We start from the raw sequence: 23,706 nt of genomic DNA on the forward strand, positions 1-23,706 counted from the left end.
CCCCTGCCGGGCGTCACGCCCGGCGCAACGACAGGAAGAAAGATGCTTTCACCACCAACACCGCCAAGCGTGGCGGCCATCTCCGACGTGGCCCCGGTCACGCGTCCCGCAACGGCGCCCGGTCGGTTCCGGGCAGGTTCCCCCCCAGGCGAAAGGATCGCAGCGTGAGCGACACATCCGATACCGGCCTGCCGGAACCCGAAGGCGTCAGCGACGTGATCGAGACGGAATACGAGATCGGCCAGGACAATTTCGAGGGCCGGCTGGGCCCCGTGGGTTTCGATATCCACAACCCGGTCTTCGCCGTTTCCGGCCTGGCGATCGTCGCCTTCGTCTTCTACACGCTTGCCCTGCCCGAGCAGGCCGGCGGGCTGTTCTCGGCCATGTTCGACGTGGTCACCAAGAGTTTCGACTGGTTTTTCCTGGGCGCGGCGAACATCTTCGTGCTGTTCTGCCTGGTGCTGATCGTCACGCCGCTGGGCAGCGTCCGGCTGGGCGGGACCGAGGCGACGCCGGACTATACCTATCTGGGCTGGTTCGCGATGCTCTTCGCCGCGGGCATGGGCATCGGCCTGCTGTTCTACGGCGTTTCCGAACCGATGAGCCATTTCTCCTCCTCCCTGGGCGGCATTGCCGTGGGCGAGGACGGCGTGCGCACCGACTGGGCGCCGCTCGGCGCGGCCGAGGGCGATACCGAGGCCGCGCTGCGGCTGGGCATGGCCGCGACGATCTTCCACTGGGGGCTGCACCCCTGGGCGATCTATGCGGTCGTCGCCCTGGCGCTGGCGCTGTTTTCCTACAACAAGGGCCTTCCGCTGACGATCCGCTCGGCCTTCTACCCGATCCTGGGCGAGCGCGTCTGGGGCTGGCCGGGCCATGTGATCGACACGCTGGCGGTCTTTGCCACGCTCTTCGGGCTGGCGACCTCGCTGGGTTTCGGCGCGACCCAGGCCAATGCCGGGCTGAACGAGCTGTTCGGCGTGCCGATCGGCGACACGACCGAGGTCCTGCTGATCACCGGCATCACCGCGATCGCGCTGGTCTCGGTGCTGCGCGGGCTCGATGGCGGGGTGAAGGTCCTGTCCGAGATCAACATGGGCATCGCCGTCGTGCTGCTGCTGTTCGTGCTGCTGACGGGTTCTACCATCGCGGTGCTGACGGGCTTCTTCGACTACCTCCTGGCCTATTTCCAGTACCTGCCCGCCCTGGCCAATCCGGTCGGCCGCGAGGACGTCAACTTCATGCAGGGCTGGACCTCGTTCTACTGGGCCTGGTGGATCTCCTGGTCGCCCTTCGTCGGCATGTTCATCGCGCGGGTCAGCCGCGGGCGCACGGTGCGCGAATTCATGATCTGCGTGCTGCTGATCCCGTCGCTGGTCTGCGTGCTGTGGATGTCGGTCTTCGGCGGCGTCGCGATCCAGCAGGTGGTGCAGGACGGCTATACCGCCGCGCAGGATGCCGACCTGCCGCTGCAGCTGTTCAAGATGCTCGACCAGCTGCCCCTGTCCGGCATCACCTCGCTGGTGGGGATCGTGCTGGTGATCGTGTTCTTCGTCACCTCCTCGGATTCCGGCTCGCTGGTGATCGACACGATCACGGCCGGGGGCAAGGTCGACGCGCCGGTGCCGCAGCGTGTCTTCTGGGCGATCTTCGAGGGCGCCGTGGCGATCGTGCTGCTGCTGTCGGCGGGCGGTCTGGGCTCGCTGCAATCGATGGTGATCTCCACCGGCCTGCCCTTCACCATCGTCCTGCTGCTGATGTGCCTGGCGATCTGGAAGGGGCTTGCCTCGGAACGGCGCGCCTGACCCCATGGCCGGGGGCGCATGCCGCCCCCGGTCTCAGGCCCCGGCCATGGCGCGGATCTCCTCCGCGCGGGCCATCACCGCCGCGTGGCCGGCATCGATGGCGGCCGCGGCCTTCTCGAATTCCAGGATGCTCAGGTCGCGCAGCGGCACCTCCAGCAGCAGGTCCGGCGGCGCCGCCGCCAGCCGCATCCGCATCACCCCCGAGGACACGATGTCGACCGAGGCCCAGATGACGTCCATGTAGTTGGGCGGCACGGCCGCGGGCGGCGCGGGTTCGGCGGGCCCCATCCAGCCGCCCAGCCCCATCGCCAGGCCTCCGGCGCGCAGATGATCCATCAGCGTGCCGGTGACCGTCCCCGAGGGGCCGGGCGGGGTCCAGAAGCCTTCGGGACCGAAGCCGTTGGGGTCGATCGCCAGGACCGGCCCCGGCCCCAGCGCGCGGCAGCCCATCACCGGCACCGGGTCGGACAGGGCCCCGTCCACCAGCCAGCGCCCGTCATGGTGCACCGGCGTCAGCACGCCGGGTATGGAGACGGAGGCACGGATCGCCGGGCGCAGCGGCCCGCGGCCGAACCAGACCTCGCGCCCGGTCTGCAGATCCGTCGCCACGGCGCCGAAGGGCCGCTCCAGCGCCTCGATCTCCGCCGGGATGCCCAGCCGGTCCAGCAGGCGCGGAATCTCGGCGCCCGCCACCAGCCCCCCGCCCGAGATGCGCAGGTCGATATACCCCAGGAATTTCGTCCGGGTCAGGCTGCGCGCCCAGTCCTCGAACGCGTCCAGCCGCCCGGCCGCCCAGGCGACGCCCACCAGCGCCCCCATGGAACAGCCCGCCACCCGGTCCACGCGCACGCCCAGCTCATCCAGCGCGCGCAGCACGCCGATATGGCAGAAGCCCCGTGCGCCCCCCATTCCCAGCGCCAGCCCGAGGGCGCGCCGCTCAGCCACTGCAGGCCACCCCCGCCCTGCAGGCGGCGGTCATTCGGCCGCGACCTGCCGCGGCTTCAGCATGTCGCGCAGATAGCGCCCGGTATGGCTGTCCTGCGCCGCGGCCACTTCCTCGGGCGTCCCGGCCGCGACGATCCTGCCGCCGCCATCGCCGCCCTCGGGGCCGATATCGATGATCCAGTCGGCGGTCTTGATGACGTCCAGGTTATGCTCGATCACCACCACGGTATTGCCCTGCTCCACCAATTCGTGCAGCACTTCCAGAAGCTTGCGGACATCCTCGAAATGCAGCCCCGTCGTCGGCTCGTCGAGGATGTAAAGCGTCCGCCCGGTGGAGCGTTTCGACAGCTCCTTGGACAGCTTGACCCGCTGCGCCTCGCCGCCCGAAAGGGTCGTCGCCTGCTGGCCGACCTTGATATAGCCCAGCCCCACCTGCACCAGCGCGTCCATCTTCTCGCGGATCGAGGGCACGGCCCTGAAGAAGTCCTGCGCATCCTCGACCGTCATGTCCAGGACATCGGCGATGGATTTGCCCTTGAACTGCACCTCCAGCGTCTCGCGATTGTAGCGCTTGCCCTGGCAGGTCTCGCAGGTGACGTAGACATCCGGCAGGAAATGCATCTCGATCTTGATGACGCCGTCGCCCTGGCAGGCCTCGCAGCGCCCGCCCTTGACGTTGAAGCTGAACCGGCCGGGCTTGTAGCCGCGCGCCTTGGATTCCGGCAGCCCGGCGAACCAGTCGCGGATCGGGGTGAAGGCGCCGGTATAGGTCGCGGGGTTCGACCGCGGCGTCCGCCCGATCGGGCGCTGGTCGATGTCGATGACCTTGTCGAGATGCTCGAACCCCCTGATGGTCTCGCAGGGGCTCGGCGTCTCGCGGGCGCCGTTGAGCTTCATCGCGGCATTCTTGTAGAGCGTCTCGATGGTCAGGGTGGACTTGCCGCCGCCCGAGACGCCGGTGACGCAGACGAACTTGCCCAGCGGGAATTCGGCGGTCACGTCCTTCAGGTTGTTGCCGCTGGCCTTGACGACGGTCAGGCTCTTGCCGTTGCCCTTGCGCCGCTCGGCCGGAACGGCGATCTCGCGCCGCCCCGCAAGGTAATCGCCGGTCACAGAGGCAGGCGTCGCCATGATCTCGGCCGGGGTCCCGGCGGCAATCACCTGGCCCCCATGCACGCCCGCGCCGGGGCCGATATCCAGCACGTAATCGGCATGGCGGATCGCATCCTCGTCATGTTCGACCACGATCACCGTGTTGCCCTGGTCGCGCAGGTTCTTCAGCGTCGTCAGCAGCCGGTCATTGTCGCGCTGGTGCAGGCCGATCGATGGCTCGTCCAGAACGTAGAGCACGCCGGTCAGGCCCGAACCGATCTGCGAGGCCAGGCGGATCCGCTGGCTTTCCCCGCCGCTAAGCGTGCCGGCATTGCGGCTCATCGTCAGGTATTCGAGCCCCACATTGTTGAGGAAGCCCAGCCTTTCGCGGATCTCCTTCAGGATGGCGCGGGCGATCTCGTTCTTCTGCCTGGACAGCGCGTCGGGAACGGTGCCGATCCAGTCATGCGCCTCCTTGATCGACATCTCGACCACCTGGCCGATATGCAGCCCGCCGATCTTCACCGCCAGCGCCTCCTCGCGCAGGCGATAGCCGCCGCAGGTGCCGCAGGGGCGGTTGTTCTGGTAACGCTCGAATTCCTCGCGGACCCAGTTGCTGTCGGTCTCGCGGTAGCGGCGTTCCATGTTGGGGATCACGCCCTCGAAGACGCGCTCCACCTGATAGACCCGCCCGGCCTCGTCATAGCGGAAGGGGATCTCCTCCTTGCCCGAACCGAAGAGGAAGATCTGCTGGACATGCTTCGGCAGCTTCTTCCAGGGCAGTTTCTGGTCGAATTCGTAATGCTTGGCGAGCGAGTCGATGGTCTGGGTGAAATAGGGCGACTTGCCCTTCCGCCACGGCGCCAGCGCGCCGTTGACCAGCGTCAGCGTCTGGTCCGGCACGACGAGCCGTTCGTCGAAGAACAGCTCCACCCCCAGGCCGTCGCATTCCGGGCAGGCGCCGAAGGGCGCGTTGAAGGAAAACAGCCGCGGCTCGATTTCCGGGATGGTGAAGCCCGAGACGGGACAGGCGAAATTCTCGGAAAACGTGATCCGCTCCGGCTCGGGCGCGGTGCCGTCCTCGGCCTCGCGCGGCGCGGTTTCCAGGATGGCGATGCCCTGCGCCAGGTCCAGCGCGGTGCGCAGGCTGTCGGCCAGCCGCGTCTCCATCCCCTCGCGCACGACGATGCGGTCGACGACCACGTCGATGTCGTGGCGGAATTTCTTGTCCAGCTTCGGCGGCTCATCGAGTTCGTGGAACGTGCCGTCGACCTTGACCCGCTGGAAGCCCTGCTTGCGCAGTTCCAGCATCTCCTTGCGGTACTCGCCCTTGCGGTCGCGCACGATGGGGGCCAGCAGATAGCCGCGGGTGCCCTCCTCCATCTCCATGATCCGGTCGACCATGTCCTGCACCTGCTGCGCCTCGATCGGCAGGCCGGTGGCGGGCGAATAGGGCGTGCCCGCGCGGGCGAAAAGCAGCCGGAGATAGTCGTAGATCTCCGTGACCGTGCCGACGGTGGAACGCGGGTTCTTCGAGGTCGTCTTCTGCTCGATGGAGATCGCCGGGCTGAGCCCCGAGATATGGTCGACATCGGGCTTTTCCATCATGTCGAGGAACTGCCGCGCATAGGCCGAGAGGCTTTCGACATAGCGCCGCTGCCCTTCGGCATAGATCGTGTCGAAGGCGAGACTGGACTTGCCCGAGCCGGAAAGGCCGGTGATCACGACCAGCTCGTCACGGGGGATGTCCACGTCGATGCCCTTGAGGTTGTGCTCCCGCGCTCCCCGGACTTCGATCTTCTTCAACTCGGCCATGCGACACCCTCCGGCTTCAACCCGGCTAAGATAGGTGCAACGGCGCGAGTCTCCAATGGGAATTTGTGAACATCAGGTGAACAGTCGAAATCCGATCTCCGCCGCCCCGTCCGGCCTGCGCCCCGCTGCCGCCGCCCGAAACTTCATATTTCGCTAAAATACTAGGCACTTATGGTTTGATATCGCGCGCGCGTCTTGCCACAACGCTTGCGCCCACCTCCGCCGGGAGGCGGGCAATGCGCATCAGCCGCACCCATCCGTTCCGGCCGGGAGGACCTGCCCGGCATCGCCGGGGCGCCGGGTTCCGTTTTTCAGAGGACACCAATGAATGACGCCGTTTTCCGCGAGACACTGACAAGCAGCAAGGATCTGGGAGAGGCATCGCTGGCCACCAAAATCCTGGTCGCCAATCTGCGCCGGGAGGTATCCGGCCAGCCCGCGCTGCTTGACCAGGCGGTCAGCAGCCTGTCCGCCTATTTCGCCAAGCACCAGTTCGCGTCGAAGGATCTCGCGGCACTCTGAGAAAGGAACGCGTTGATGAAGAACACGATGATGACCATCGCAGAAGCTGCGGCCGAGATCGAGGCGGGCAAGGTTCTGCTGCTTGCGGGATCAGAATCGGCGCTGCGCCACCTTCCGCCGGGCAGCTGGATCGGCGGGACCTCGGTCTATTTCCTGACGGCCCAGGGCGGGCGCTGCGACGAGGAAAACGTCTTCGTGACGGAATTCGCCGCGGCGCGGGATTTCCGCATCCGGCATTACGATCCGGACAGGCTGGCATCGCTGTGCGAGGAGCGGTTCGAGCACGGGGTCTCCACCATCCTCATCCCGGCCTTTTCCCGCGCTCACGAGGCTTTCGCGATCGAGGGGGCGGGCTATCCGGGTCTTTTTTCCCAGCCCCTGATGGGCTGGATCACCGGCACACATCTGGACGAGATCGGGCGCACCACGCCCAAGATCGTCGACGGGCGTTCGGGGGCCGTCCATGACGAGGGCGCGATGCTGCTGCATGTGGCGCTGCCCCTGGGGCGCCGGGCGGAACTGGACATCATCAACCTGTTCGAACCCGACCTGTCCGCCGACCGCATCGTCTTCGAGGAGACCGGCTTTTCCGCGGCCACCGCGCATGTCAACGGCGAGGCGGTCGATTTCGCCGAGTATCTCTCCGGGATCGGCCATGACCTGAAATTGCCGCTGGTCGCGGATTATGCCGGGGCGATGATAAATGTCTCGCTGCGCGGGATATCGCCGGAGCGCGGGCTGGTGCAATTCTACGCACCGGTCATCGCCGGCGTGGAATACCGCGTCGCGAAATCCATCGGCGACTATGCCAGCGTGCTGGGCGCGCAGATCGGCAGCGCGGGCGGCGAACAGCTCTCCTGCAACTGCATCCTCAACTATCTTTACGGCGAGCTGGAAGGCAAGCGCACGGGCAATTTCACCGGTCCGGCCACGTTCGGGGAAATCGCCTATATCCTGCTGAACCAGACGCTAGTTCATCTCAAGCTCGAGGCGGAAAAGGCGGCAAAGGTCGCCTGATCCGCGCTTTGCAACGACGGCCCTGCCCCGAAGAAAGAAAGACGCGCGGTCCCCGAAGGGCCGCGCGTCCGTTCGCTCCGCAGCTCGGCGTGGGCCGGCGCGTTACTGATCGAGGAAGCTGCGCAACCGGCGCGAGCGGCTGGGATGTTTCAGCTTGCGCAGCGCCTTCGCCTCGATCTGGCGGATCCGTTCGCGCGTGACGCTGAACTGCTGCCCGACCTCTTCCAGCGTGTGATCGGTGTTCATGCCGATGCCGAAGCGCATCCGCAGCACCCGCTCCTCGCGCGGGGTCAGCGAGGCCAGCACCCGCGTCGTCGTCTCCTTCAGGTTTTCCTGGATGGCGCTGTCCAGCGGCAGAACGGCATTCTTGTCCTCGATGAAATCGCCCAGCTGGCTGTCCTCCTCGTCCCCGATCGGGGTCTCGAGGCTGATCGGCTCCTTGGCGATTTTCATCACCTTGCGGACCTTCTCCAGCGGCATCTGCAGCTTTTCGGCCAGTTCCTCCGGCGTCGGTTCGCGGCCGATCTCGTGCAGCATCTGGCGGCCGGTGCGCACCAGCTTGTTGATGGTCTCGATCATGTGGACCGGGATGCGGATGGTGCGCGCCTGGTCGGCGATCGAGCGGGTGATCGCCTGGCGGATCCACCAGGTCGCATAGGTGGAGAACTTGTAGCCGCGGCGATACTCGAACTTGTCGACCGCCTTCATCAGGCCGATATTGCCTTCTTGGATCAGGTCGAGGAATTGCAGCCCGCGATTGGTGTATTTCTTGGCAATGGAGATCACCAGGCGCAGGTTGGCCTCGACCATCTCCTTCTTGGCCTGGCGGGCCTCCTTCTCGCCCTTCTGCACCTGCTGGACGATGCGGCGGAACTCGCTGATGTCCAGGCCGACATACTGGCCGACCTGGGCCATGTCGCCGCGCAGCTCCTCGACCTTGTCCAGAGACCGTTCGAACAGCGCCTGCCAGCCGCGCCCGGCATTGGCGCTCATCCGGTCGATCCAGGAGGGGTCCAGCTCGTAGCCGCGATAGGCCTCGATGAAGTCGCGCCGGTTGATCCGCGCCTGGTCGGCCAGTTTCACCATCGCGCTGTCGATCGACATGACGCGGCGGTTGATGCCGTAGAGCTGGTCGATCAGCGCCTCGATCCGGCCGGAATGGAGATGCAATTCGTTGACCAGAAGCACGATCTCGCTGCGCAGCAGCTGGTATTCCGCCTCATCCTCGGAAGAGAAGCTCTCGTCCTCGTTCAGCGTGGCCGAGATCCGCAGGTCCTGCATGTCCGACAGGGTCGCGTAGTCGCGCGCGATCCGGTCCAGCGTTTCCAGCACGCGCGGCTTCAGCGCGGCTTCCATGGCGGCCAGCGACATGTTCGCCTGGTCGTCATCGTCATCCTCCTCCTCGCGGGAGATCGGATTGCCGTCGGCATCGTATTCCGGCGTGGACTCGGCGCGCTCCTCCTTGGCGGGTTCGTTGGAGGCGACGACGCTCAGACCCTCCACGACCGGGGTGCCGCCTTCCTCGCCCTCCTCGCCGACCGCACGCCCGAAGGTCGCCTCCAGGTCGATCACGTCGCGCAGCAGGATGTCCTCGGAAAGAAGTTCGTCGCGCCAGATCGTGATGGCCTGGAAGGTCAGCGGGCTTTCGCACAGGCCGGCGATCATCGTGTTGCGCCCTGCCTCGATCCGCTTGGCGATGGCGATCTCGCCCTCGCGGCTCAGCAGTTCGACGGAGCCCATCTCGCGCAGATACATCCGCACCGGGTCATCGGTGCGGTCCAGCTTCTCGGTCTCGCTGGACGCCATCGCGACATCGCGGGACTCGTTCTTGGTCACCACGGCGGTGGAGGCGGCCGGGCTGCCGTCGCCGTCCTCGGCCTCTTCCTCCTCGATGATGTTGATCCCCATCTCGGAGAGCAGCGACATCACGTCCTCGATCTGCTCCGAGGAGACCTGGTCGGGCGGAAGCACCTGGTTGAGCTGGTCATAGGTGATGAAGCCCCGCTCCCGGGCATCGGCGATCATCTTCTTGACGGCGGCCTGGCTCATGTCGAGCATCGGCTCGTTGTCAGTATCGTTCTGCTTGTGATCGTCGGTGTCCTTGGCGGCCATTTGCAGCTCCTTCACGGGTCCCGGGCGACTCACCTAGTGTCCGTCGCTGATTCTGTCACTGTCTAGCAGGCAATTATGAGTGATTCTTCCCCGATTACGAATCGAATCACCGGTCCTTGCCTGATTCTCCGAGCGGCAGCTGGTCCAGCAGCCGTCTGAATGCGTCCCGCTCGTCCCGATCGAGCCGCGCGCCGTTCTCCGCAACGTCGAAGGCGCTGTCCTTTTCCATATGCGCGCGTTCCGCGCGGTTGCGGGCCTCGGCGGCCTGGGCCAGCCGGTAGGTCACGTATTCGGCGCGCCCCTGCCCGATCTCCTCGGCCGCCTCCTCGATCTCCAGGCGCAACCCGCGCTCGGATTGCAGCTTGGCTAGCGATTCAGCCAGTGTCGAGACCGCGACCTCGAGATTGCCGCGATGCTTGAAGACCGGGGTCACGCGCACATGGGGGCTGATCAGCACGCTGTCAACGGTGCCCGGCCCGGCCGCGTCGCGGATCGCGTCCAGATATCCGGAAGACGGCGCTTCGGGCGCCTGGGTGAGGATCGCCCGCAGCAGCGCCCCGTGCTCGGTTTCGAGCATCTGCAGCCGGTCCAGATCGGCCTCGAAGGTCGCGACGACGCGCGGCTCCAGCAGGCAGGCGGCCAGGATCGACATTTCGCGGATGCGTTCGCCCGCACGGTTGTCGGGGTCCCGCGCCAGCGGTGTCGCACAGGTCTCGGGGCGCGGCTGCACCGGCAGAAGGCGGCGGGCGGTACCGCCGCCGGGCGTGAACCCGCCGCGGGCACCCGCGCCCCCGCCGGGCCGCTGCTCCTTGCGGCCGGGACGGAAGAGTCCCCAGCGCAGATCGCGGATCGCCTGGCCGTAATGCTGGCGCAGCCCCGGATCTGCGATCCGTCCGATCAGCTCGCGCAGCCGCTGGTCCAGCGCCGCCTTGCGTTCCGGGCTGTCGAAACTCTGTCCCTCGGTCTCGCGCTGCCACAGCAGGTCGACAAGAGGCCTCGCCTTGTCGAGGATCGCCTGCATCGCGCCGGGGCCTTCGGCCTTGATCAGGTCATCGGGATCCTTGCCCGGCGGCATCAGGGCGAAGCGCAGCGATCGTCCCGCCCCCAGCAGCGGCAGCGCCAGGTCGATCACGCGCATCGCCGCGCGCAGCCCCGCCTTGTCGCCATCCAGCGCGATCACCGGTTCGGGCGCGATCCGCCACATCAGCTGAAGCTGGTTCTCCGTCACCGCCGTGCCCAGCGGCGCAACCGCGCCGCCGAACCCGGCCTCGACGAGGGCGATCACATCCATGTAGCCTTCGGCCACGATCAGCGGCTGGCCCTTGCCCGCCGCTTCCCGCGCGGGGCCGTGATTGTACAGGCTGCGCCCCTTGTCGAACAGCTCCGTCTCGGGGGAATTCAGGTACTTGGCCCGGGCATTGGGGTCCATTGACCGGCCTCCGAAGGCGATGCAGCGCCCCCGGGCATCGCGGATCGGAAACATGATGCGCCCGCGGAACCGGTCATAGGGCGGGCCGCCATCGTCGGGACGCGCCGCCAGTCCGGCATCGACGATCAGCGCCTCCTCGATGCCGCGGGCGCGCAGCGCCTCGAACAGGCCCCGGCGCTGGTTAGGGGCGAAACCGATGCCGAAGCGGTCCTGCCCCTCCTGCGACAGGCCGCGGCGCTGCAGATAGGCGCGCGCCTCCTCGGCGGCGCCGCTGCCCAGCTGCATCCGGTAATATCGCACCGCCTGTTCCATGACCTCGGCCAGCTGGCTGCGGCGGTCGGCGCGTTTCTGGGCCTGCGGATCGCGCTGGGGCATGGGCATCCCCGCCTCGCGCGCGAGGATCTCCACCGCCTCCATGAAGCCCACATTCTCGGTATCCTTGACGAAGCCGATGGCGTCGCCCTTGGCGTGGCAGCCGAAGCAGTAATAGAATCCCTTGCGGTCATCCACGTGGAAAGAGGCGGATTTTTCCTGGTGGAACGGACAGGGCGCCCACATGTCGCCCTTGCCCTGTTTGGACTTGCGGCTGTCCCACATGACCTTGCGGCCGACCACCTGGGCCAGGCTGACACGGCTGCGCAATTCATCGAGGAAACCGGGAGGGAGACTCATGACCGCCAATATGACCCAAGCCCGCGGCGGATGCCAGAGGACCCGACGCGGCTAAAGCCCCTTCGCGCGATAGCTTTCCGCCACCCGGCCGATGGCGACGATGTAGGCGGCGGTGCGCAGGTCCGGAACATCCGCCCTGCGCCGCCACAGCGCGCTCATCGACTGGTAGGCGGTGCGCATCGTGTCATCCAGCCCCGAGCGCACCAGTTCCAGTTCGCCCGCGCCGCGCAGGTACTGGGTCTTGAATCCTTCCGACAGGGTCATGCCGTTGCCCATCGAGGAAACGATGCGTTCCAGTTCGTCGACCACGAGCTGGTGGCGCGCCTCTTCCTGGCGCCGCTGCATCCGGCCGAACCGGATATGGCCCAGGTTCTTCACCCATTCGAAATAGCTGACCGTCACCCCCCCGGCATTCGCATAGAGATCGGGAATGACCAGGATGCCGCGGCGGCGCAGCACCTCGTCGGCCCCGGCCGTCACCGGTCCGTTGGCCGCCTCGATCACCAGTTTCGCGCGGATGCGTTCCGCATTCTCGAGGTTGATGACGCCTTCCAGCGCGGCGGGCACCAGGATGTCGCAGGGCTCCTCCAGAAGGACCGCCCCGTCCGGCACCACCTGGGCATGGGGATAGTCGCGCACCCCTCCATGCTCCGCGATCCAGAGGCGCAGCGACTCGATGTCGATGCCGGAAGGATCGATCACCCCGCCATCATGTTCGATCACGGCGACGATGCGCGCCCCGTCCTCCTCCGACAGGAATTTCGCCGCGTGATAGCCGACATTGCCCAGCCCCTGCACGATGATGCGCTTGCCGTCGAGCGTGCCGGTCAGCCCCGCTTCGGCCATGTCGTCGGGATGGCGGAAAAATTCGCGCAATGCGTATTGCACCCCGCGGCCGGTCGCCTCGACCCGGCCCTGGATGCCCCCCGCATTGAGCGGCTTGCCGGTGACGCAGGCGCGGGCATTGATGTCGGTGGTCTGGATGCGGGCATACTGGTCGGCGATCCAGGCCATTTCCCGTTCGCCCGTCCCCATGTCGGGCGCGGGCACGTTCTGGCTGGGATGGATCAGGTCGCGCTTGATCAGTTCATAGGCGAAGCGCCGGGTGATGGCCTCCAGCTCGTGCTCCTCGTACTGGCGCGGATCGATGCGCAACCCGCCCTTGGAGCCGCCGAAGGGCGCCTCCACCAATGCGCATTTGTAGGTCATCAGCGCCGCCAGCGCCTCCACCTCGTCCTGGTGGACCCCCATCGCGTAGCGGATGCCGCCCTTGACCGGTTCGGTATGTTCCGAATGGATGGCGCGGTAGCCGGTGAAGGTCTGGATCTGGCCGCGCAGCCGGACGCCGAAGCGCACGGTATAGGTGGCGTTGCAGACGCGGATCTTCTCCTTCAGCCCCGAGGGCAGGTCCATCAGCGCGACGGCATGGTTGAACATCATGTCGACGGATTGACGGAAACCGGGCTCCGGCACCTGCGGGCTGGGCGATGTGGTCATGGCTCTTCCTTCCGGTCGCGGGCAGGGACGACTCGGGCGCCCCGCCATCATGGATGAGACTTCTCCGGCACTGGTGAATCTTCTGCTAAGCTTGGCGCGGCACCTCGGCGAGGCGCTGCTCCAGCCGGTCGGCAAAGGCGCGGGTCTGGGCCTTGGGCGTCATGCCGCCGATCCCCACCCTGCGTCCGGTGCGCCACCACAGGCCCGGCACCCAGCGCGCCCCGTCGCGGGCCGACAGGGTCACGACCACGCCATTGGCGGGCTTGACCGCGAAGACGCCGCGTTCCAGCCGCCGCACATCCGATAGCAGGAAGACGGTCCGCCCGTCGCTGGCGACGACCCGGTCGGGCCGCAGCACAAGCCCCTGCCCGGCGCTGCGCCAAACCTTCCAGGCGGCACCGAGCGCCCCGGCCGCGACGGCCAGCACGCAGATGCGGACCATGGCGCCGTCGAGTTCCTCGCTGACCGAAAGGGTCGTCAGCAGCACGCCGAGCCCGGCAAGAAGAATGACGGCTAAAATTACGCGCATTCTCGAAGGAAACAGGACCGCCAGCGGCGCCTGTCCGGCAGCATCCTGCGTGTCTGCCTGCCAACCCTCTGGATTTCCGGCGTCATTCATCTTTCGAGCCTCTCGATTCCGGCGCGGCGCAAAGGCCCGTCCCGCCGACGGCCCCGGTCCCCTGCGCGCAGAGCCCGGCAACCATTATCCGTTCATTAGCCATTCTGTCCTTAGCTGCCACGGCGTTCCGAAGGGACGGCACGGCCGCGGAAGGCGGATCGTAAGATCAGAATGGCTGCGCACAGGGTTCAATCGGACCTCGAATGTATCTCGGCGCCGAACTGCGCCAAAGAAGGGAACCGTGGGCAGATGTCCAGTATTTTGACGAATACCAGCGCGATGGTCGCGCTGCAAACGCTGAAATCCATCAATACGGGCCTCGAAAAGGTCCAGAGCGAGATTTCCACCGGCAAGACGATCGCCAATGCGAAAGACAATTCCGCGATCTGGGCGATCTCCAAGGTCATGGAATCCGATGTGAACGGCTTCCGTGCGATTTCCGACAGCCTGTCTCTGGGCGAATCCACGGTGGCCGTGGCCCAGACGGCGGCGGAGACGATCCAGGACCTGCTCAACGAGATCAAGACCAAGATCGTCGCCGCGCAGGGCGACAATGTCGACCGCACCAAGCTCAACAACGATGTCGACGCGCTGAAGAACCAGATTTCCTCGGTGGTCAGCGCCGCCCAGTTCAACGGCCTGAACCTCGTCGACGGCAGCACGGCCACGACCAATGTCCTTTCCTCCATCGACCGCGATTCCACCGGCACGGTAACCGCCAATTACATCAGCGTCCTGGCGCAGAATCTCGGCTCGGGCGGCTACACGGCCAAGACCGTCTTCTCCGGCGGCACGGCGACGGTGGTCTCGCTGGCCGGGGATACATTCGTGATGTCGCTCGACAATGCCGGGGGGACGGATGCCGTGGTCATCGGCAATCCCACCTACGATGTCGGCGAAAGCATCAACATCAACATCGCGGGCTACCGTGCCAGCTACACGGTGAGCGCCAACGACATCGCCGCGGGCAACACGCCCGAGGACATCGTCGCGACAAATCTCAAGGCGCAGATCGAATCCTTCAACATCTCGGGGCTGGTCGTCGCATATGACAGCGCGGTGCCCGGACAGCTGACCTTCACCAATTCCGGCACGCTCGACCTGACCGTCACGGGGCAGTTCGGCGACGAGGGCGCGGGCGGCCTGTCCCAGCTTTCGACCATCGATGCGACCAATGCCGGGACGCTGGCGGCCCAGCTGATCACCATGGAAACGCTGATCTCCACCGCCATCGACGCCGCCGCGGCCTTCGGCTCCGTCGGCAACCAGATCGACACCCAGGCCGCTTTCGTCTCGAAGCTGACGGATTCGATGCGGGCAGGCATCGGATCGCTGGTCGATGCCGACATGGAGGAGGCCTCCGCCCGGCTGCAGGCCCTGCAGGTCCAGCAGCAGCTGGGCATCCAGGCGCTTTCCATCGCCAACCAGGCACCGCAGAACGTCCTGTCCCTGTTCCGCTGAGCGCCGCTTTCCCCGCAGGCGCGCCATTCCGGCGCGCCTTTCACGCGCACGCCGCTTTCTCCGGCGCGCGCCATGGGATAATCAGGGGCCTGACCGACCGGAGACCCGCCCTTGCCCCGCCATGCCAGTCCGCTGCTGTTTCTCTGCCTGCTTCCGGCCCTGGCCGGCTGTGTCCCCGCGGAATACCGCGCCTCCGAGGATCGCAGCACCCTGGCGGGCCCTCCCCCGGAATTCGTACCGCTGCGCGGACAGGCCCTTGCCGAAGCGACCGAAGCGTCAACGGCGGCTGCCGAGCTCGATGCGCGCAATGCCGCCCTGACCGCGCGGCGCGACCAGCTCGGCGCCAGCGCGGCGGCGGGGAATGCCGCATTGGCGGCCCGCGCCGACCGGCTGGAAGACCGCGCCGCCGCCCTGCGCGACCGCCAATAGCCGTGGCCGGGCCGTCCTGCGCCCGGCGGCGGAGGATCCTGGCCCCGGCCGCCGAACCCGCCCCGGCGGAGGACTCCAAGACGCCGATGGGGGTAAATGCCGCCTGCCCCGTCATGCCTCCTGCGCCCCCGGCCCTCTGCTCTCCGCCGCGATGCATCGCGTTCCGATGCGCAGACCGGGCGCCGCCGCGCCTGCAAGACCGGGATCACGGGCGGTCCCGGCCAGAGGCCCGGCCTGCCATGGGACGTTCCACCATGCGCCGCCCGGAAAGAGATGCGCCGCCCCGGGAGAACGGGGCGCCATCCGGGGAACCGATCGCCATTCCGGCCCCTCCGTCGCCGGAAACCGTCCCCCGCCGGGCCTTCCCCGGCGCAGGGAAAGGCGGCGCAGGCCGGCAATCCCCCGGGTCCGGACCCGGCCCGGCGAGGGACAGGCCCGTCCGCGCGGCAAGGGGCGGGCCCGATTCCGGCACCGGTTCCGGCCCGGTTGCCGAGGCGCTTCGCCCGGGGCCGTTGCGCCGGCCCGCCTTAGCCGCTAAGGGAGCGCCGGCCGAGACGAGAACAGGAGATCCCCCATGTCCGACACGCTGCGCCTAGGAATTGCCGGACTTGGGACGGTCGGTCGCGGCGTGGTCCGCATCGTCCAGGAGAAGGCCGGGCTCCTGTCCGCCCGCGCCGGGCGGGAGGTGGAGATCAGCGCCGTCTGCGCGCGCGATCCGGCCCGCGACCGCGGCATCGACCTGTCCGCCTATGCCTGGGAAACCGATCCGGTGGCGCTGGCGCGCAGGGCGGATGTGGATGTGTTCGTCGAGCTGATGGGCGGCGCCGACGGCCCGGCGCTGGAGGCGACGCGCGCCGCGCTGGACGCCGGGAAGGACGTGGTGACGGCCAACAAGGCGATGATGGCGATCCATGGCCAGGAGCTGGCCGAGCTGGCCGACGCAACCGGGCGCTGCCTGCGCTACGAGGCCGGGGTGGCCGGGGCGATCCCGGCGGTCAAGGTGCTGACCGAGGCACTGGCCGGGAACGGCGTGGAGCGCGTGCTGGGCGTGATGAACGGCACCTGCAACTACATCCTCACGCGGATGCAATCCGCCGGGCTGAGCTATGACGAGGTCTTCGCCGAGGCCGCCAAGCTGGGCTATCTGGAGGCCGATCCGACGCTGGATGTGGGCGGCATCGATGCCGGGCACAAGCTAGCGATCCTGGCTGCCATCGCTTTCGGCACCAAGGTGAATTTCGACGGCGTCCACCTGGAGGGGATCGAGCGCATCACCATCGAGGACATCAGCCGCGCCGCCGACATGGGATACCGGGTGAAGCTGCTGGGCGTGGCGCAGATGACGGGGCGCGGGCTGGAACAGCGCATGACGCCCTGCCTGGTGCCGGCCAATTCGCCGCTGGGCCAGCTGGAGAACGCCACCAACATGGTGGTCGTCGAAGGCGACGAATCGGGCCGCATCGTGCTGCAGGGCGCGGGGGCCGGTGAAGGCCCCACCGCCTCGGCGGTGCTGTCGGACATCATGGACATCGCCCGCGGGCTGCGGCTGCCCACCTTCGGGCAGCCCGCCGCGACGCTGGTGGAACGTCCCGCGGCCATGTCGGCGACGCCAGCGCCCTATTATCTGCGCTTCATCCTCGACGACAAGCCGGGCGCCCTGGCCAAGGTGGCGACCATCCTGGGCAATAACGGCATCTCGATCGACCGGATGCGTCAGTATGGCCACGCGGAAGCCAGCGCGCCTGTCCTTATTGTCACGCACAGGACGACTCGCGCGGATCTCGACGCGGCCCTGTCGCAGATGCCCGCAACCGGCGTTCTGGCGGGCGAGCCGGTGGCGATCCGCATCGAGCGCCTCTAAGCGGCAGGCCCCCCGGCCTGTCGGCAAGACAGAAAAGTTAAGGAGTGCGTTGATGGCCACCCCAGTTGATTTCAATGACCGCATGCTGTCGCTCGGCCTGGCGCGTGTTTCCGAAGCCGCGGCCCTGGCCTCGGCCAAGCTGATCGGACGCGGCGACGAGAAGGCCGCCGACCAGATGGCGGTGAACGCCATGCGCACCCAGCTGAACATGCTGGACATCAACGGCGTCGTCGTGATCGGCGAGGGCGAGCGCGACGAGGCGCCGATGCTGTATATCGGCGAAGAGGTCGGCACCGGCAACGGCCCGGCCGTCGACATCGCGCTGGACCCGTTGGAAGGCACCACGCTGACCGCCAAGGACATGCCGAACGCGCTGACCGTGATCGCCATGGGCCCGCGCGGCTCGATGCTGCATGCGCCGGATGTCTACATGGAGAAGCTGGCGATCGGGCCGGGCTATGACAAGGATGTCGTCAGCCTCGACATGACCCCGGTCGAGCGCATCCAGGCGCTGGCCAAGGCCAAGGGCGTCGACACGCCCGAGATCGCCTGCTGCGTGCTGGAACGGCCGCGCCATGACGACCTGATCGACCAGCTGCGCTCCACCGGCGCCTCGATCCGGCTGATCACCGATGGCGATGTCGCGGGCGTGATCCATTGCGCCGAGACCTACAAGACCGGCATCGACATCTACATGGGATCGGGCGGCGCCCCGGAAGGCGTTCTGGCGGCCTCCGCGCTGAAATGCATGGGCGGCCAGTTCTGGGGCAAGCTCTTGTTCCGCAACGATGACGAGCGCGGCCGCGCGACCAAGGCGGGCGTCACCGATTTCGACAAGATCTACGATCGCGACGAACTGGTGACCGAGGACGTGATCTTCGCCGCGACCGGCGTCACCGACGGCTCGCTGGTCTCGGGCATCAAGCGCGAGCCCGGTTTCTTCACCACCGAGACGATCCTCATGCGCTCCAAGACCGGATCGGTGCGGCGGATGTTCTACCGCAACCCGGTCCAGTTCTCCTGACCCGAGCAGACCGCTGATCCGAGCCCCGGCGCCCCTGGCGACCGGGGCTTTTCCTTGGCGGCCGCCGCCTGTATCCCTGCCCTTCGCAGCGAAGGACGGATGACATGACGGGTACGGCATTTCTGGGGGTCACGGCCTCCGCCACGGGACGGCGCTGGACCGGGCCGGATGCGGAGCGGATGCGCGCCGCCGAGGCGCTGGCGCAGATGACCGGCCGGCCGGAGGCCGTGTGCCAGATCCTCGCCCGGCGCGGCGTCGCCGCCCCCGAGGTCGAGAGTTTCCTGGCCCCGCGGCTGCGCGACCTGATGCCGGACCCACGCGTCCTGAAGGACATGCAGCCCGCCGCCGCGCGGCTGGTCGCCGCCGCGCGGGCGCGCCAGCGCGTCGCGGTCTTTGCCGATTACGATGTCGATGGCGGCACGTCTGCGGCCCTGATGATCCGCTGGCTGCGTCATTTCGGGGTCGATGCCACGCTTTACGTGCCGGACCGGATCGACGAGGGCTACGGCCCCAACGCCCCGGCCATGACCGAGCTGTCGGCGGGCCATGACGTGATCTTCTGCGTCGATTGCGGCACGCTTTCCCACGAGGCGCTGGAGGCGGCGACGGTCGATGTCGTCGTGCTGGACCACCACCTGGGCGGCGAGACCCTGCCCCGCGCGCTTGCCGTGGTGAACCCCAACCGCCAGGACGAGACCGGCGACCTGGCCCATCTCTGCGCGGCCGGCGTGGTGTTCCTGACGCTGGTCGAAGCCAACCGGCAGCTGCGCGAGGCAGGCGAGGCCGGGCCGGACCTGATCGGCCTGCTGGATCTGGTGGCGCTCGGCACGGTGGCGGATGTCGCGCCGCTGGTCGGGGTGAACCGCGCCTTCGTGATGCAGGGGCTGACGGTGATGGCGCGCCGCCAGACACCGGGGATCGTCGCGCTGGCCGACAGCGCGCGGCTCGACGGCGCGCCCTCCGCCCATCACCTGGGCTTCGTGCTGGGGCCGCGGGTCAATGCCGGGGGCCGGGTCGGGCGCGCCGATCTGGGCGCGCGGCTCCTGGCCACGGACGATCCCGAGGAGGCGGCCGGCCTGGCCGCGCGGCTGGAGGATCTGAACCGCGAGCGCCGCGAGATCGAGGCAAAGGTCCGCGCCCAGGCCATGGCCCAGGCCGAGGCGCGCGGCACCGATGCGCCGCTGGTCTGGGCGGCGGGCGAAGGCTGGCATCCCGGCGTGGTCGGCATCGTCGCCAGCCGCATGAAGGAGGCGACCGACCGGCCCTCCATCGTGATCGGGCTGGAGAACGGCATCGGCAAGGGCTCGGGCCGCTCGGTCTCCGGGATCGACCTGGGCTCGGCGGTGCAGCGCGCGGCGATGGAGGGGTTGCTGCTCAAGGGCGGCGGCCACAAGATGGCGGCCGGCCTGACCGTCGCGCAGGACCGCCTGGAAGAGGCGATGGCCGCGATCTCCGAGGTGCTGGCGCGGCAGGGCGCGGCCGATCTGGGACCCCAGGACCTGGCGCTGGACGGCGTGCTGATGCCCGCAGGCGCCACGGTCGACCTGGTCGGCGCGATCGAGGCGGCCGGCCCTTTCGGCGCGGGCGCCCCTGCCCCGCGCTTCGCCTTCCCCTCGCTGCGCATCCAGTCGGCCCGACAGGTCGGCGAGGGCCATCTGCGGGTCACGGCCAGCGACGGGCAGACCCGGATCGAGGCCATCGCCTTCGGCGCCTTCGACACCGAGCTGGGGCGTTTCGTCTGCGAAAGGCAGGGGATGACCGCGCATCTGGCCGGCCGGCTCGACCTCAACAGTTGGAACGGCCGCACCACCGTGCAGCTGCGCCTGGAGGACGCTGCGGAAGGCTGAAAAATCGCCGGATATCCACAGGTTTCCTGTTGCCATACCGGGGCGGTTTTTCTAAATAGCCCCTCACGCAAGCGCGGTCCGTTCGTCTATCGGTTAGGACGCCAGGTTTTCAACCTGGAAAGAGGGGTTCGATTCCCCTACGGACTGCCATCCGGGCACAGCCGCCACGCCGCGGTCCGTTCGTCTATCGGTTAGGACGCCAGGTTTTCAACCTGGAAAGAGGGGTTCGATTCCCCTACGGACTGCCACTTGCGGGCGCTGCCACCGGCTGCGGTCCGTTCGTCTATCGGTTAGGACGCCAGGTTTTCAACCTGGAAAGAGGGGTTCGATTCCCCTACGGACTGCCACTCCCCCATGCCTGCATTTCCGCAAACCGCCCCGCAGGACCGCCCGTCGGCCTGCACATGCAGGCTTGTCCACGCCTCGCGCCGCGCGGGCACATGACAGGGTCGCTTTCCGGAAAGGCGTGGTAGGCCCGGAGGGACTCGAACCCCCAACCAAAGTGTTATGAGCACTCTGCTCTGACCATTGAGCTACAGGCCCGCCGCGAAAAGGGCTACCAGACGGGGGGACGGCGTCAAGGGGCCGCAGGCTCGGAGACGATTGCACTGTTGCCGGGACTGCTATAGGCGGAGCCCGCGCAGCGAGGGATCACGACGATGAGCGAGCAGAAGAACGGCCTGACCTATGCCGAGGCAGGGGTGGATATCGCGGCAGGCAATGCGCTGGTGGAGCGGATCAAGCCCGCGGCCAAGGCGACCGCGCGCCCGGGCGTCATGTCGGGACTGGGCGGCTTCGGCGCGCTGTTCGACCTCAAGGGGGCGGGCTATGACGATCCGATCCTCGTCGCCGCGACCGACGGGGTCGGCACCAAGCTGCGACTGGCCATCGACACGGGCCATGTCTCCACCGTCGGCATCGACCTTGTCGCCATGTGCGTCAACGACCTGATCTGCCAGGGCGCGGAGCCGCTGTTCTTCCTCGACTATTTCGCCACCGGCAAGCTGGAGCTGGAGGCCGCGACGCAGGTGATCGAAGGCATCGCCAAGGGCTGCGAGCTGTCGGGCTGCGCGCTGATCGGCGGCGAGACGGCGGAAATGCCGGGCATGTATCCCGCCGGTGACTTCGACCTGGCGGGTTTTGCCGTCGGCGCGATGGAGCGCGGCGCGCATCTGCCCGCGGAGGTCGCCGCCGGCGACGTCCTTCTGGGGCTGACCTCGGACGGGGTGCATTCCAACGGCTATTCGCTGGTGCGCCGGATCGTCGATGCGGCCGGGCTGGGTTGGGACGATCCCGCCCCCTTCGCCGACGGCCCGCTGGGCGCCGCCCTGCTGACCCCCACCCGGCTCTATGTCAAGCCGCTGAAGGCGGCGATCGACGCGGGCGGGGTCCATGCCCTGGCCCATATCACCGGCGGCGGGCTGACCGAAAACGTGCCGCGCGTGCTGCCCGAGGGGCTGGGCGTGACGATCGACCTGTCCTCCTGGACGCTGCCGCCGGTCTTTGCCTGGCTGGCCGAGGCGGGCGGCCTGTCGCAGGCCGAGATGCTGAAGACCTTCAACAGCGGCATCGGCATGGTCGCGGTCGTGGCGGCGGAGCGCGCCGCGCAGATCGAGGCGCTGCTGGCCGCCGAGGGCGAGTCCGTCATTCGCCTGGGCCATGTGACCGCGGGCGCGGGCGTGACCTATGCGGGGACGCTGGCGTGACCAAGCGCGTCGCCATCCTGATTTCCGGCGGGGGCTCCAACATGGTCGCCCTTGCCGACTCCATGACCGGCGACCATCCCGCCCGGCCCTGCCTGGTTCTGGCGAATACCGCCGGGGCGGGCGGGCTGGCCCGGGCGGCGGAACGCGGCATCCCCACCGCCGTGGTGGATCACCGGCCCTTCGGCAAGGACCGCCCCGCCTTCGAGGCGGAACTGACCCGCGTCCTGGAAGAGGCCCGGCCCGACATCCTGTGCCTGGCCGGGTTCATGCGCGTGCTGACCGAAGGCTTCGTGACCCGCTGGCAGGGGCGGATGCTGAACATCCACCCCTCGCTTCTGCCGAAATATCGCGGCCTGCACACCCATGCGCGGGCGATCGAGGCGGGCGATGCCGAACATGGCTGCACCGTCCACGAGGTCACGCCGGAACTGGATGGCGGTCCGATCCTCGGCCAGGCCAGCCTGCCGATCCTCGCCGAGGATACCCCCGAGAGCCTTGCCGCGCGGGTCCTGCCGCTGGAACACCGGCTGTACCCGGAGGCGCTGCGCCGCTTCGCCGGGGGCGACCGCCGCCGCTTCACGCTGGCTTGACATCCCGCGAGCCGCCGCCGCATCCTTGGCCACCCGGCCTAGCCCACGGAACGCAAAGAAGAAACCGATGAAGACCCTGACCACGACGGAAGAGCTGCGCGATTTCTGCGACCGGGCTGCCCGCCATCCCTATGTGACGGTGGATACCGAATTCCTGCGCGAACGGACCTATTATTCCAAGCTGTGCCTGCTGCAGATCGCCTATCCCGGCGAGGAGGAGGACAGCGCGGTCCTGATCGATCCGCTGGCGGAGGGGATCGACCTTTCCCCGGTCTACGACCTGTGCCGCAATACCGATGTGGTCAAGGTCTTCCATGCCGCGCGCCAGGATGTCGAGATCTTCTATCATGACGGCGGGGTCATCCCCGAGCCGCTTTTCGACACGCAGGTGGCGGCGATGGTCTGCGGCTTCGGCGAACAGGTGGGCTACGAGACGCTGGTGAAGCGCATCGCACGCGCCAGCCTCGACAAGTCATCGCGCTTCACCGACTGGAGCCGCCGCCCGCTGACCGATGCCCAGAAAGCCTATGCGCTGGCCGATGTCACGCATCTGCGGGTGATCTACGAATATCTCTCGGCCGAGCTGGAGAAGGCCGGGCGCAAGGGCTGGGTGGAGGAGGAGATCCAGGTCCTCACCGATCCCGAGACCTACATCTCCCGCCCCGAGGAGGCGTGGAAGCGCGTCAAGACCCGCACCAATAGCGGCAAGTTCCTGGGCGTGGTCGCGGCGCTGGCCGAATTCCGCGAACGTTTCGCGCAGGAGCGCAACATCCCGCGCAGCCGGGTGTTCAAGGATGACGCCCTGGTCGAACTGGCCTCCACCAAGCCGCGCAGCCCGGCCGACCTGTCCCGCTCGCGGCTGCTGCTGCGCGAGGCGCGCAAGGGCGAGATTGCCGACGGGATCCTGGCGGCGGTCGAAGCCGGGATGAATGCCCCGGCCGACGCCATTCCGCGCAAGCCCGAACCCGACCGCTCGCCGGCCAGCCAGGCCCTTTCGGAACTGCTGCGGGTGCTGCTGAAGGCCAAGGCGGAATCGGCCGGGGTGGCACAGAAACTCGTTGCCACGACCTCGGAACTGGATGCCATTGCCGCCGGGGAACGCGATCTGCCGGCGCTGAAGGGATGGCGGCGGTCGGTCTTCGGCGAGGATGCGCTGCGCCTGTGCGAGGGACGCATCGCGCTTTCGGCCCGCGGCGGTGAAATCGCCATCGTCGAGCTGTGATCCCGGGGCCGGGGGCGGCCGCCTGCCGCCCCCGGCCCCGC

General features: G+C 67.8%; 17 protein-coding genes and 4 tRNA genes. 14 read left to right on the forward strand and 7 right to left on the reverse strand.

Features of this window, described 5'->3' with window-relative positions:
* The first annotated feature begins 164 nt into the window (after nt 1-164).
* Entirely contained in the window at nt 165-1,805 is a 1,641-nt protein-coding gene (locus tag ICN82_RS06305) for a BCCT family transporter (RefSeq protein WP_193180842.1), read from the forward strand.
* Between the two features lie 33 nt (nt 1,806-1,838).
* Here the strand turns inward: ICN82_RS06305 and ICN82_RS06310 are convergent, their stop codons facing one another.
* Nucleotides 1,839-2,750: a patatin-like phospholipase family protein gene (locus tag ICN82_RS06310; protein ID WP_193180844.1), complete on the reverse strand. Its 912-nt coding sequence runs from the start codon at nt 2,748-2,750 to the stop codon at nt 1,839-1,841.
* Nucleotides 2,751-2,780: 30 nt separating this feature from the next.
* Entirely contained in the window at nt 2,781-5,657 is a 2,877-nt protein-coding gene (uvrA, locus tag ICN82_RS06315; RefSeq protein ID WP_193180846.1) for an excinuclease ABC subunit UvrA, read from the reverse strand.
* Nucleotides 5,658-5,981: 324 nt separating this feature from the next.
* Between uvrA and ICN82_RS06320 the strand changes: the two genes are divergently transcribed.
* Both ICN82_RS06320 and ICN82_RS06325 read left to right on the forward strand, forming a co-directional pair.
* Nucleotides 5,982-6,179, forward strand: coding sequence for a hypothetical protein (locus tag ICN82_RS06320; protein WP_193180848.1), 198 nt, complete (start codon nt 5,982-5,984; stop codon nt 6,177-6,179).
* Between the two features lie 15 nt (nt 6,180-6,194).
* Nucleotides 6,195-7,196 carry a DUF6976 family protein gene (locus ICN82_RS06325; RefSeq protein ID WP_193180850.1) on the forward strand — a complete coding sequence of 334 codons (1,002 nt, stop codon included), beginning with the start codon at nt 6,195-6,197 and terminating at the stop codon, nt 7,194-7,196.
* A gap of 102 nt (nt 7,197-7,298) precedes the next feature.
* Here the strand turns inward: ICN82_RS06325 and rpoD are convergent, their stop codons facing one another.
* The 4 genes from rpoD to ICN82_RS06345 all read right to left on the reverse strand — a co-directional run bounded on the left by rpoD (nt 7,299) and on the right by ICN82_RS06345 (nt 13,435).
* Complete coding sequence (gene rpoD / locus ICN82_RS06330) at nt 7,299-9,308, reverse strand: RNA polymerase sigma factor RpoD (RefSeq protein ID WP_193180852.1); 2,010 nt, start codon at nt 9,306-9,308, stop codon at nt 7,299-7,301.
* A 106-nt stretch (nt 9,309-9,414) separates the two neighbouring features.
* A complete protein-coding gene (dnaG, locus tag ICN82_RS06335; RefSeq protein ID WP_193180854.1) occupies nt 9,415-11,409 on the reverse strand; it encodes a DNA primase in 1,995 nt (664 codons plus the stop codon).
* 51 nt (nt 11,410-11,460) lie between these two features.
* Entirely contained in the window at nt 11,461-12,906 is a 1,446-nt protein-coding gene (locus tag ICN82_RS06340) for a Glu/Leu/Phe/Val family dehydrogenase (protein WP_193180857.1), read from the reverse strand.
* Nucleotides 12,907-12,991: 85 nt separating this feature from the next.
* A complete protein-coding gene (locus tag ICN82_RS06345) occupies nt 12,992-13,435 on the reverse strand; it encodes a hypothetical protein (protein ID WP_193180859.1) in 444 nt (147 codons plus the stop codon).
* 339 nt (nt 13,436-13,774) lie between these two features.
* Between ICN82_RS06345 and ICN82_RS06350 the strand changes: the two genes are divergently transcribed.
* From ICN82_RS06350 to ICN82_RS06385, 8 genes are all read left to right on the forward strand, one after another.
* Nucleotides 13,775-14,986, forward strand: a complete 1,212-nt coding sequence (locus tag ICN82_RS06350; RefSeq protein ID WP_193180861.1) for a flagellin — start codon at nt 13,775-13,777, stop codon at nt 14,984-14,986.
* 111 nt (nt 14,987-15,097) lie between these two features.
* The gene (locus ICN82_RS06355) at nt 15,098-15,415 is read left to right on the forward strand and encodes a hypothetical protein (protein WP_193180863.1); all 318 of its coding nucleotides are present in this window, start codon (nt 15,098-15,100) and stop codon (nt 15,413-15,415) included.
* A gap of 574 nt (nt 15,416-15,989) precedes the next feature.
* Nucleotides 15,990-17,276 carry a homoserine dehydrogenase gene (locus ICN82_RS06360; protein WP_193180865.1) on the forward strand — a complete coding sequence of 429 codons (1,287 nt, stop codon included), beginning with the start codon at nt 15,990-15,992 and terminating at the stop codon, nt 17,274-17,276.
* A gap of 52 nt (nt 17,277-17,328) precedes the next feature.
* Entirely contained in the window at nt 17,329-18,300 is a 972-nt protein-coding gene (glpX, locus tag ICN82_RS06365; protein ID WP_193180867.1) for a class II fructose-bisphosphatase, read from the forward strand.
* A 104-nt stretch (nt 18,301-18,404) separates the two neighbouring features.
* The gene (gene recJ / locus ICN82_RS06370) at nt 18,405-20,147 is read left to right on the forward strand and encodes a single-stranded-DNA-specific exonuclease RecJ (protein WP_193180869.1); all 1,743 of its coding nucleotides are present in this window, start codon (nt 18,405-18,407) and stop codon (nt 20,145-20,147) included.
* Nucleotides 20,148-20,222: 75 nt separating this feature from the next.
* Nucleotides 20,223-20,297 (forward strand) — tRNA-Glu (locus ICN82_RS06375).
* Nucleotides 20,298-20,320: 23 nt separating this feature from the next.
* Nucleotides 20,321-20,395, forward strand: a tRNA-Glu gene (locus ICN82_RS06380).
* A gap of 24 nt (nt 20,396-20,419) precedes the next feature.
* A tRNA-Glu gene (locus ICN82_RS06385) sits at nt 20,420-20,494 on the forward strand.
* Between the two features lie 120 nt (nt 20,495-20,614).
* On the opposite strand, the gene ICN82_RS06390 is transcribed toward ICN82_RS06385, so the two are convergent.
* A tRNA-Ile gene (locus tag ICN82_RS06390) sits at nt 20,615-20,690 on the reverse strand.
* Between the two features lie 116 nt (nt 20,691-20,806).
* Here ICN82_RS06390 and purM point away from each other — a divergent pair.
* The 3 genes from purM (at nt 20,807) to rnd (ending at nt 23,665) form a co-directional block, all read left to right on the forward strand.
* Nucleotides 20,807-21,853: a phosphoribosylformylglycinamidine cyclo-ligase gene (gene purM, locus ICN82_RS06395; protein ID WP_193180872.1), complete on the forward strand. Its 1,047-nt coding sequence runs from the start codon at nt 20,807-20,809 to the stop codon at nt 21,851-21,853.
* Nucleotides 21,850-22,443 carry a phosphoribosylglycinamide formyltransferase gene (purN, locus tag ICN82_RS06400; protein ID WP_193180874.1) on the forward strand — a complete coding sequence of 198 codons (594 nt, stop codon included), beginning with the start codon at nt 21,850-21,852 and terminating at the stop codon, nt 22,441-22,443. The genes purM and purN overlap by 4 nt, the downstream gene beginning before the upstream one ends.
* A 67-nt stretch (nt 22,444-22,510) precedes the next feature.
* Nucleotides 22,511-23,665 carry a ribonuclease D gene (rnd, locus tag ICN82_RS06405; protein WP_193180876.1) on the forward strand — a complete coding sequence of 385 codons (1,155 nt, stop codon included), beginning with the start codon at nt 22,511-22,513 and terminating at the stop codon, nt 23,663-23,665.
* Nucleotides 23,666-23,706: the final 41 nt, after the last annotated feature.

Source organism: Mangrovicoccus algicola (assembly GCF_014903745.1).
GTDB lineage: Bacteria > Pseudomonadota > Alphaproteobacteria > Rhodobacterales > Rhodobacteraceae > Mangrovicoccus > Mangrovicoccus algicola.

Coding starts and splice junctions, on each gene's coding strand:
- glpX (WP_193180867.1), top strand. CDS start 17,329: ATGGCCACCCCAGTTGATTTCAATGACCGCATGCTGTCGCTCGGCCTG.
- ICN82_RS06320 (WP_193180848.1), top strand. CDS start 5,982: ATGAATGACGCCGTTTTCCGCGAGACACTGACAAGCAGCAAGGATCTG.
- ICN82_RS06340 (WP_193180857.1), bottom strand. CDS start 12,906: ATGACCACATCGCCCAGCCCGCAGGTGCCGGAGCCCGGTTTCCGTCAA.
- recJ (WP_193180869.1), top strand. CDS start 18,405: ATGACGGGTACGGCATTTCTGGGGGTCACGGCCTCCGCCACGGGACGG.
- ICN82_RS06325 (WP_193180850.1), top strand. CDS start 6,195: ATGAAGAACACGATGATGACCATCGCAGAAGCTGCGGCCGAGATCGAG.
- rnd (WP_193180876.1), top strand. CDS start 22,511: ATGAAGACCCTGACCACGACGGAAGAGCTGCGCGATTTCTGCGACCGG.
- purM (WP_193180872.1), top strand. CDS start 20,807: ATGAGCGAGCAGAAGAACGGCCTGACCTATGCCGAGGCAGGGGTGGAT.
- rpoD (WP_193180852.1), bottom strand. CDS start 9,308: ATGGCCGCCAAGGACACCGACGATCACAAGCAGAACGATACTGACAAC.
- uvrA (WP_193180846.1), bottom strand. CDS start 5,657: ATGGCCGAGTTGAAGAAGATCGAAGTCCGGGGAGCGCGGGAGCACAAC.
- ICN82_RS06345 (WP_193180859.1), bottom strand. CDS start 13,435: ATGCGCGTAATTTTAGCCGTCATTCTTCTTGCCGGGCTCGGCGTGCTG.
- ICN82_RS06350 (WP_193180861.1), top strand. CDS start 13,775: ATGTCCAGTATTTTGACGAATACCAGCGCGATGGTCGCGCTGCAAACG.
- ICN82_RS06360 (WP_193180865.1), top strand. CDS start 15,990: ATGTCCGACACGCTGCGCCTAGGAATTGCCGGACTTGGGACGGTCGGT.
- dnaG (WP_193180854.1), bottom strand. CDS start 11,409: ATGAGTCTCCCTCCCGGTTTCCTCGATGAATTGCGCAGCCGTGTCAGC.